The 8,794-nt window shown below is 73.4% G+C and carries 8 protein-coding genes; all 8 read left to right on the forward strand.

The window, feature by feature from the left end:
• Nucleotides 1-105 precede the first annotated feature (105 nt).
• The 8 genes from ACIQOV_RS14430 to ACIQOV_RS14465 all read left to right on the forward strand — a co-directional run bounded on the left by ACIQOV_RS14430 (nucleotide 106) and on the right by ACIQOV_RS14465 (nucleotide 8,733).
• Complete coding sequence (locus ACIQOV_RS14430) at nucleotides 106-1,209, forward strand: quinone-dependent dihydroorotate dehydrogenase (RefSeq protein ID WP_401048528.1); 1,104 nt, start codon at nucleotides 106-108, stop codon at nucleotides 1,207-1,209.
• Nucleotides 1,210-1,241: 32 nt separating this feature from the next.
• Nucleotides 1,242-2,075, forward strand: a complete 834-nt coding sequence (gene pyrF / locus ACIQOV_RS14435) for an orotidine-5'-phosphate decarboxylase (protein ID WP_380453397.1) — start codon at nucleotides 1,242-1,244, stop codon at nucleotides 2,073-2,075.
• Nucleotides 2,076-2,424: 349 nt separating this feature from the next.
• The gene (gene mihF, locus ACIQOV_RS14440; protein ID WP_030056187.1) at nucleotides 2,425-2,751 is read left to right on the forward strand and encodes an integration host factor, actinobacterial type; all 327 of its coding nucleotides are present in this window, start codon (nucleotides 2,425-2,427) and stop codon (nucleotides 2,749-2,751) included.
• 48 nt (nucleotides 2,752-2,799) lie between these two features.
• On the forward strand, nucleotides 2,800-3,357 hold the full coding sequence (gene gmk / locus ACIQOV_RS14445; protein WP_359897418.1) for a guanylate kinase: 558 nt from the start codon (nucleotides 2,800-2,802) through the stop codon (nucleotides 3,355-3,357).
• Between the two features lie 37 nt (nucleotides 3,358-3,394).
• Nucleotides 3,395-3,661, forward strand: a complete 267-nt coding sequence (gene rpoZ, locus ACIQOV_RS14450) for a DNA-directed RNA polymerase subunit omega (RefSeq protein WP_030240625.1) — start codon at nucleotides 3,395-3,397, stop codon at nucleotides 3,659-3,661.
• 248 nt (nucleotides 3,662-3,909) lie between these two features.
• Nucleotides 3,910-5,139 carry a bifunctional phosphopantothenoylcysteine decarboxylase/phosphopantothenate--cysteine ligase CoaBC gene (coaBC, locus tag ACIQOV_RS14455; RefSeq protein ID WP_401048530.1) on the forward strand — a complete coding sequence of 410 codons (1,230 nt, stop codon included), beginning with the start codon at nucleotides 3,910-3,912 and terminating at the stop codon, nucleotides 5,137-5,139.
• Between the two features lie 152 nt (nucleotides 5,140-5,291).
• Nucleotides 5,292-6,500: a methionine adenosyltransferase gene (gene metK, locus ACIQOV_RS14460; protein WP_359897416.1), complete on the forward strand. Its 1,209-nt coding sequence runs from the start codon at nucleotides 5,292-5,294 to the stop codon at nucleotides 6,498-6,500.
• Nucleotides 6,501-6,648: 148 nt separating this feature from the next.
• A complete protein-coding gene (locus tag ACIQOV_RS14465) occupies nucleotides 6,649-8,733 on the forward strand; it encodes a primosomal protein N' (RefSeq protein ID WP_401048532.1) in 2,085 nt (694 codons plus the stop codon).
• Nucleotides 8,734-8,794: the final 61 nt, after the last annotated feature.

Below are 8,794 nucleotides of genomic sequence, written 5' to 3' on the forward strand. Positions count from 1 at the left end.
GTAGCGGGCCCGGAACGGCACCCGCCCGTCACCCACCGCCACCCTTCCTCCGACGGGCGGCGCCCGCGCCCATCTGCTCTCTCCGCTCCGGGAGTTGAACCACCCTTGTACAAGCTTCTGTTCGACCTGGTCTTCAAGAAGATGGACCCCGAGAAGGCCCACCACCTCGCCTTCTTCTGGATCCGCCTCGGCTCCTCGGTGCCCGGCCTGCGCACCCTGGTGCGGCTGGTGCTCGCCCCGCGCGACCGGGCCCTGCGCACCCGCGCCCTCGGCCTCGACCTGCCCGGCCCGTTCGGTCTGGCGGCCGGCTTCGACAAGAACGGCGTCGGCATCGACGGCCTGTCGATGCTCGGCTTCGACTACGTCGAGATCGGCACCGTCACCGGCGAGCCCCAGCCCGGCAACCCGGCGCCCCGGCTGTTCCGCCTGGTCGAGGACCGCGCGCTGATCAACCGGATGGGCTTCAACAACCAGGGCTCGGCCCGGGTCGCGGCCCGGCTGGCCGCCCGCCCGCACACCAGCTCCACCCCGGTGATCGGCGTCAACATCGGCAAGACCAAGGTGGTCGAGGAGGCCGACGCCGTCGCCGACTACGTGAAGTCCACCGAGCGGCTGGCCAAGTACGCCGACTACCTGGTGGTCAACGTCAGCTCGCCGAACACCCCCGGGCTGCGCAACCTCCAGGCCGTGGACCACCTGCGGCCGCTGCTCGCCGCCGTCCGCGAGGCCGCCGACCGCAGCACCGCCCACCGCGTGCCGCTGCTGGTCAAGATCGCCCCCGACCTGGCCGACGAGGACGTCGACGCGGTCGCCGACCTCGCCCTGGAGCTGGGCCTGGACGGCATCATCGCCACCAACACCACGATCGGCCGCGAGGGCCTGCGCACCGACGCCGGGCGGGTCGCGGAGATCGGCATGGGCGGCCTGTCCGGCGCCCCGCTCAAGGCCCGTGCCCTGGAGGTGCTCCAGCGGCTGCGCGCCCGCACCGAGGGCCGGCTGACCCTGGTCTCGGTCGGCGGCATCGAGACCGCCGAGGACGCCTGGCAGCGGATCGTCCACGGCGCCGACCTGGTCCAGGGCTACAGCGCCTTCATCTACGAGGGCCCGTTCTGGTGCCGGCGGATCCACAAGGGCCTGTCCGTCAAGGTCCGCGCGGGCGGCTTCCGCAGCCTGGCCGACGCCGTCGGCAGCGCCGTGCGCAGCTCCTGAACCCCCTCCCCACCCCTCCGGAAAGAGACGACATGACCCTCGCCCCGTTCGGCGCCCGGCTGCGCCAGGCCCTCGACACCCGCGGCCAGCTCTGCGTCGGCATCGACCCGCACGCCTCCCTGCTCGCCGCCTGGGGGCTCGGTGACGACCTCGCCGGGCTGGAGACCTTCAGCCGCACCGTGGTCGAGGCGCTGGCCGACCGGGTGGCCGTGCTCAAGCCGCAGGCGGCCTTCTTCGAGCGCTTCGGCAGCAAGGGCGTCGCGGTGCTGGAGAAGACCGTGGAGGAGGCCCGGGCGGCCGGCGCGCTGGTCCTGATGGACGCCAAGCGCGGTGACATCGGCTCCACCATGGCCGCGTACGCCGAGGCCTTCCTGTCGCCGGGCAGCCCGCTGTTCTCGGACGCGGTGACGGTCAGCCCGTACCTGGGCTTCGGCTCGCTGCGCCCGGCCCTGGACCTGGCCCGGGAGCAGGGCTGCGGCGTGTTCGCGCTGGCGCTCACCTCCAACCCGGAGGGCGCCGAGGTGCAGCGCGCGGTGGGCGCGGACGGCGAGCCGGTCGCGGCCTCGGTGCTGCGTCAGCTGGCGGCCGAGAACGAGGGCGCCGCGCCGCTCGGCTCCTTCGGCGCGGTGGTCGGCGCGACGCTGGCCGACGCGGGCGTGGAACTGGCCATCAACGGCCCGCTGCTGGCCCCCGGGATCGGCGCCCAGGGCGCGACCATGGCCGACCTGCCGCGGGTGTTCGGCGCCTCGGTGATCAACGTGGTGCCGAGCGTCAGCCGGGACGTGCTCAAGCACGGCCCCTCGGTGCCGGCGCTGCGGGAGGCGGCGGAGCGCTTCGTCGGCGAGTTCGCGGACGCCGTCAAGTAGCGGAACCCGCCCTTCAGGTAGCCGCGCGGTGACCCTGCGGAGTGTCCGCAGGACCGCGCGGTGGCCGCCGAACCGACGTGAGCGCCGTCACATCGGCACCGCCAAAGTCTCGCAATCGCGGTCATTTTGCCCGGGAAAGTCCTGGTCGGCCTTGGCTGACCAGGACTTTTCGTGTTCTTTTCCTGACGTGGCGCCGCAATCCGGGTAGTGTCCGGCGATAGGTCATCGGCGAGCCGCTATTTCCGTGGCTCCCGCAGGTCAGGGCCTCGTGGTTCCCCTTGCGGACGGTGTCCTCGGTACCGAACCAGTCCTAGCTCAATCCATCCATCCACACCCTGAGGTGAACGGCGTGGCCCTTCCGCCCCTTACCCCTGAACAGCGCACCGCCGCGCTCGCCAAGGCCGCCGAGGCTCGCCGGGAGCGCGCCGAGGTCAAGAACCGGCTCAAGCACTCCGGCGCCTCCCTGCACGAGGTGATCAAGGCCGGAAAGGCCGACAACGACGTCATCGGCAAGATGAAGGTCTCGGCCCTGCTGGAGTCCCTTCCGGGCGTCGGCAAGGTCCGTGCCAAGCAGATCATGGAGCGCCTCGGCATCAGCGAGAGCCGGCGTGTCCGCGGCCTCGGTACGAACCAGATCGCTTCCCTGGAGCGGGAGTTCGGCGGTGGCGCCGCCTGACCGTGCCCCGTGGTCCCAGGATCCCCCGCGATCCGGGATAATCGGTGCATGAGTGAGCGTCCGCGGCTGACCGTGCTCTCCGGCCCTTCGGGGGTCGGCAAGAGCACGGTCGTCGCTCATATGAGGAAGATGCACCCCGAGGTCTGGCTCTCGGTGTCGGCGACGACCCGGCGCCCGAGGCCGGGCGAGAAGAACGGGGTCCAGTACCACTTCGTCGACAACGACGAGTTCGACAAGCTGGTCGCCAACGGCGAGTTGCTGGAGTGGGCCGAGTTCGCCGGGAACCGTTACGGCACCCCGCGCGCGGCCGTGCAGGAGAAGCTGGAGCGCGGCGAGCCGGTGCTCCTGGAGATCGACCTCCAGGGCGCCCGGCAGGTGCGCGAGTCGATGCCCGAGGCGCAGCTGGTCTTCCTGGCTCCGCCGAGCTGGGACGAGCTGGTCCGCCGGCTGACCGGCCGGGGCACCGAGCCGCAGGACGTGATCGAGAAGCGGCTGGAGGCGGCCAAGGTCGAGCTCGCGGCCGAGCCCGAGTTCGACACGACCCTTGTCAACACCTCCGTCGAGCAGGTAGCGGCCGAACTGCTAGCCTTGCTCGGTGTAGCCTGACCTGTCTGTCTTTTCCACCCTTTCGGAAGGTTTTAGCGTGTCCTCTTCCATGACCGCGCCCGAGGGCATCATCAACCCGCCGATCGACGAGCTGCTCGAGGCCACCGACTCCAAGTACAGCCTCGTGATCTACGCCGCCAAGCGCGCGCGCCAGATCAACGCGTACTACTCCCAGCTCGGCGAGGGCCTGCTGGAGTACGTCGGCCCGCTGGTCGACACCCACGTGCACGAGAAGCCGCTGTCGATCGCGCTGCGCGAGATCAACGCGGGCATGCTGACCGCCGAGGCGATCGAGGCTGCCTGAGGCAGTCGCAGAGTTTCGGAAGGGCCCGGCGGAATCGTTTCCGCCGGGCCCTTCGGCGTTCCCGGCGGCCCTCGGGTGTTCCCCGACGGCCCTTCGGCGCTCGCCGGCGACCCTTCGGCGCTCGCCGGAGGGCAGGGCGCGGTGCGGGGGCCGGCCGGGGGGCCGTAGGGTGGGCGCGTTCGCGGCACGGCCGCGACGCGTTCCCGACGCGTTCCCGATGCGTTCCCGAGGCGGAGAAAGGCCGGTAGATGACCCTGAGTGCGGACGCCCCCCGCGTGGTCCTCGGCGTGAGCGGCGGGATCGCCGCGTACAAGGCGTGCGAGCTGCTGCGCCGCTTCACCGAGTCCGGCCACCAGGTCACCGTCGTGCCGACCTCCGCCGCGCTGCACTTCGTCGGCGAGGCGACCTGGGCGGCGCTGTCCGGCCGCCCGGCCGCCACCGAGACCTGGGAGCGCGTGCACGAGGTGCCGCACGTGCGGATCGGGCAGCAGGCCGACCTGGTGGTGGTCGCCCCGGCCACCGCCGACCTGATCGCCAAGGCCGCCCACGGCCTCGCCGACGACCTGCTCACCAACACCCTGCTCACCGCCCGCTGTCCGGTCGTGGTGGCGCCCGCCATGCACACCGAGATGTGGGAGCACCCGGCCACCCGGGACAACGTGGCCACGCTGCGCCGCCGGGGCGTGATCGTGCTGGAGCCGGCCGTCGGGCGGCTGACCGGCAAGGACACCGGGAAGGGCCGGCTGCCCGAGCCGTCGGCGATCTTCGACGCCTGCCGGGCCGTGCTGCGCCGCGGCGGGGCGGCGCCGACCGACCTGGCGGGCCGGCACGTGGTGGTCTCGGCCGGCGGCACCCGCGAGCCGCTGGACCCGGTGCGCTACCTGGGCAACCGGTCCTCCGGCAAGCAGGGCTACGCGCTCGCCGTGACGGCCGCGGCGCGCGGGGCCCGGGTGACGTTGCTCTCGGCCAACGCCGAGCTGCCGGACCCGGCCGGGGTGGACGTGGTGCACGTGTCGACCGCGCTGGGGCTGCGCGAGGCGGCGCTGAAGGCGGTCCAGGACGCGGACGCCGTGGTGATGGCCGCGGCGGTGGCGGACTTCCGGCCCGCCGAGTACGCGACCGGCAAGATCAAGAAGGTCGAGGGCGTCGAGCCGGCGCCCGTCGCCCTGGTCCGCAATCCGGACATCCTGGCCGAACTGTCGGCCCACCGGCCCCGTCCGGGTCAACTCGTGGTGGGTTTCGCGGCGGAGACCGACGACGTGCTCGCCAACGGTCGGGCCAAGCTCGCCCGCAAGGGTTGTGACCTGCTCGTGGTGAACGAGGTGGGCAACGGCAAGGCCTTCGGCACCGACGTCAACGAGGCCGTGGTGCTGGGCTCGGACGGCAGTGAGACGGCCGTTCCGGTGGGCCCGAAGGAGGCGCTCGCGGACGTGGTCTGGGATCTGGTCGCAAAGCGGCTGGAAACGGGCGGCAACTGATCAGAACCGCTCGCGCGGCGGTCGAGAATTCCTGAAGCGGGTGACGTTCGGCGGAACCAGACCGTTAGACTCCAGGAATCAAGTCTTTCCGGAGTTCCCCGGGTCGCCCCGGGGAACTTCAGTCAGCAGCCGCTGCAACCCCAGGGAGCGCTGTGTCTCGCCGCCTGTTCACCTCGGAGTCCGTCACCGAGGGACACCCCGACAAGATCGCTGACCAGATCAGCGACACCATCCTTGACGCTCTCCTGCGGGAGGACCCGACGTCCCGGGTCGCCGTGGAGACGCTCATCACCACCGGCCAGGTGCACGTGGCCGGCGAGGTGACCACCAAGGCGTACGCGCCGATCGCCCAGCTCGTCCGGGACAAGATCCTGGAGATCGGCTACGACAGCTCCAAGAAGGGCTTCGACGGCGCCTCCTGCGGCGTCTCGGTGTCCATCGGTGCCCAGTCGCCCGACATCGCGCAGGGCGTCGACACCGCGTACGAGGCCCGTGTCGAGGGCGACGAGGACGACCTGGACAAGCAGGGCGCCGGTGACCAGGGCCTGATGTTCGGCTACGCGTCCGACGAGACGCCCGAGCTCATGCCGCTGCCGATCACCCTGGCGCACCGCCTCTCCCGCCGCCTGACCGAGGTGCGCAAGAACGGGACCATCCCCTACCTGCGCCCCGACGGCAAGACCCAGGTCACCATCGAGTACGACGGCGACAAGGCCGTCCGCCTGGACACCGTCGTCGTCTCCACCCAGCACGCCAGCGACATCGACCTGGAGTCGCTGCTCACCCCGGACATCCGCGAGTTCGTGGTCGAGCCGGAGCTGAAGGCGCTGGCCGAGCAGGGCATCAAGCTGACCACCGAGGGCTACCGCCTGCTGGTCAACCCGACCGGCCGCTTCGAGATCGGCGGCCCGATGGGCGACGCCGGCCTCACCGGCCGCAAGATCATCATCGACACCTACGGCGGCATGGCCCGCCACGGCGGCGGCGCCTTCTCCGGCAAGGACCCGTCCAAGGTGGACCGCTCGGCCGCGTACGCGATGCGCTGGGTGGCGAAGAACATCGTCGCCGCCGGCCTCGCCCGCCGCGCCGAGGTGCAGGTCGCGTACGCGATCGGCAAGGCCGAGCCGGTCGGCCTGTTCGTGGAGACCTTCGGCACCGAGACCGTGCCGGTCCTCACCATCCAGAAGGCCGTCTCCGAGGTCTTCGACCTGCGTCCGGCCGCGATCATCCGCGACCTGGACCTGCTGCGCCCGATCTACTCGCAGACCGCGGCGTACGGCCACTTCGGCCGTGAGCTGCCGGAGTTCACCTGGGAGCGCACCGACCGGGTGGAGCAGCTGAAGGCCGCCGTCCAGGACTGACGTCCGCGGCGCCCGCGCCCCCGGCTCGTCGTCAGTGGCGCGCGCCCGCGGCCCGTGCGTCCGTAGCGCCCGAAGCGGCGCCCGCCCCCGAACGGGGGTGGGCGCCGCTTCGTGCATTGTCGGTGTGACCTGGTAGTACTTGGTGGCGATGAGCAGCACAGGGGAGAACGGGGCCGCCGAGCCGGAGCAGCTGGCGTTCATCCGGGAGACGGTCAAGCGGGCCAAGCCGCGCACCTGGCACGGGGCCAAGCGGGCCGAGCACCTGCCGGTGGCCCGGGTCGTGGTGGACAAGGGCGTGCTCACCATCGACAAGCTCTTCGACTACGAGGTGCCGGCCGCCATGGCCGAGGAGGCCCAGCCCGGCGTACGGGTGCGGGTGCGGTTCGGGGCACGGGTGGTGAAGGGCCAGCGCGAGGGCGGGGAACTGCACGACGGGTTCATCGTCGCCCGGCTGGAGAAGAGCGACTTCGCCGGACCGCTCGCCCCGCTGGCCCAGGTGCTCTCGCCCGAGCCGGTGCTCACCCCGCAGCTGCTGCGGCTGTGCCGGACCGTCGCCGACCGGTACGCCGGGACACTGGCCGACGTGCTCCAGCTGGCCGTCCCGCCCCGGCACGCCAAGGCCGAGGCCGAGCCCTCGCCGCCGCCGCTGCCGCGCCCGGCCGCCCCGGCCCCCGGCGGCTGGCAGCGCTACCCGGCCGGGCCCGACTTCCTCGCCGCGCTCGCCGGGGGCGGCGCGCCGCGCGCGGTCTGGGCGGCGCTGCCCGGCCCCGGCTGGCCGTACGAGATCGCCCGGGCGGTGGCCGCGACCCTCGCCGGCGGCCGCGGCGCGCTGGTCGTGCTCCCGGAGGGGCGCTCGGTGGCCCGGGTCGACCAGGCCCTGACCGAACTGCTCGGCCCCGGGATGCACGTGGCGCTGGAGGCCGACCTCGGCCCGCGCGAGCGCTACAAGCGCTGGCTCGCGGTGAGCCGCGGCTCGGTGCACGCGGTGATCGGGACCAGGGCCACCATGTTCGCGCCGGTCCGGGACCTCGGGCTGGTCGTCGTCTGGTCGGACGGGGACGGCAGCCACAGCGACCCGCGCGCCCCGCACCCGCACGTGCGCGAGGTGGCGCTGCTGCGCGCCGCCGAGGAGGGCGCGGCGGTGCTGCTCGGCGGGCACGCGGTGACGGTGGAGGGCGCCCAACTGGTCAGCACCGGCTGGGCGCGCCCGCTGGTCGCGGACCGGGAGACGGTGCGGCAGGTCGCGCCCCGGGTGCGGACCGTCACCGACCAGGACCAGCACCGGGACGCCGCCGCCCAGGCCGCCCGGCTGCCCTCGGTGGCCTGGGAGGCCGCCCGGGAGTCGCTGGCCGCCGGGCACCCGGTGCTCATCCAGGTGCCCCGGCGCGGCTACGTGCCCCGGCTGGCCTGCGGGCGCTGCCGGACCCCCGCGCGCTGCCGGCGCTGCGAAGGGCCGCTGGAGGCGCCCTCGTCGGACGCGCCGCTGTGCTGCGGCTGGTGCGGGGAGGCGGAGAACGACTGGCACTGCCCCGAGTGCGGGTCCTTCCGGCTGCGGGCCCAGGTGGTCGGGGCCCGGCGGACGGCGGAGGAACTCGGCAAGGCGTTCCCGCGCCTCCCGGTGCGGACCTCGGGCCGGGAGGCGGTGCTCACCACCGTGCCCGACGAGCCCTCACTGGTGATCTCCACACCCGGTGCGGAGCCGGTCGTGGAGGGTGGCGACGGCTACGGGGCCGCGCTGCTGCTGGACGGCTGGGCGCTGCTCGGCCGGCCGGACCTGCGGGCGGGGGAGGAGACGCTGCGGCTCTGGCTCGCGGCGGCCGCGCTGGTGCGGCCCTCGACGGACGGCGGGACGGTGGTCGTGGTGGCCGAGCCCTCGGCCCGTCCGGTACAGGCGCTGGTGCGCTGGGACCCGCTGGGGCACGCCGGGCTGGAGCGGGACGAACGGGCCCAGCTGCACTTCCCGCCGGTCTCCCGGATGGCCTCGGTGAGCGGGACCCCCTCGGCGGTGACGGACCTGCTGAACCTGATCCGGCTGCCCGAGGGGGCGGACGTGCTCGGGCCGGTGCCGGTACCGGCGCTGCGGGGGGAGGAGCAGGAACGCGCGCTGCTGCGGGTGCCGCCCGGGCAGGGGGCAGCGCTGGCGGCGGCGCTCAAGGCGGCGCAGATCGCGCGGATCGCGCTGCGGACGGCGGAGCCGGTGCGGGTGCGGGTGGATCCGACGGACATCGGCTGAGCGGCGTCGGCCGGGGCGCTGCTCGGGGGTCTGGTCGGGGGCCTTGGTCGGGGTCGGGGGG

It is taken from the genome of Kitasatospora sp. NPDC091257, from assembly GCF_044757675.1.
Classification (GTDB): domain Bacteria; phylum Actinomycetota; class Actinomycetes; order Streptomycetales; family Streptomycetaceae; genus Kitasatospora; species Kitasatospora lactacystinica.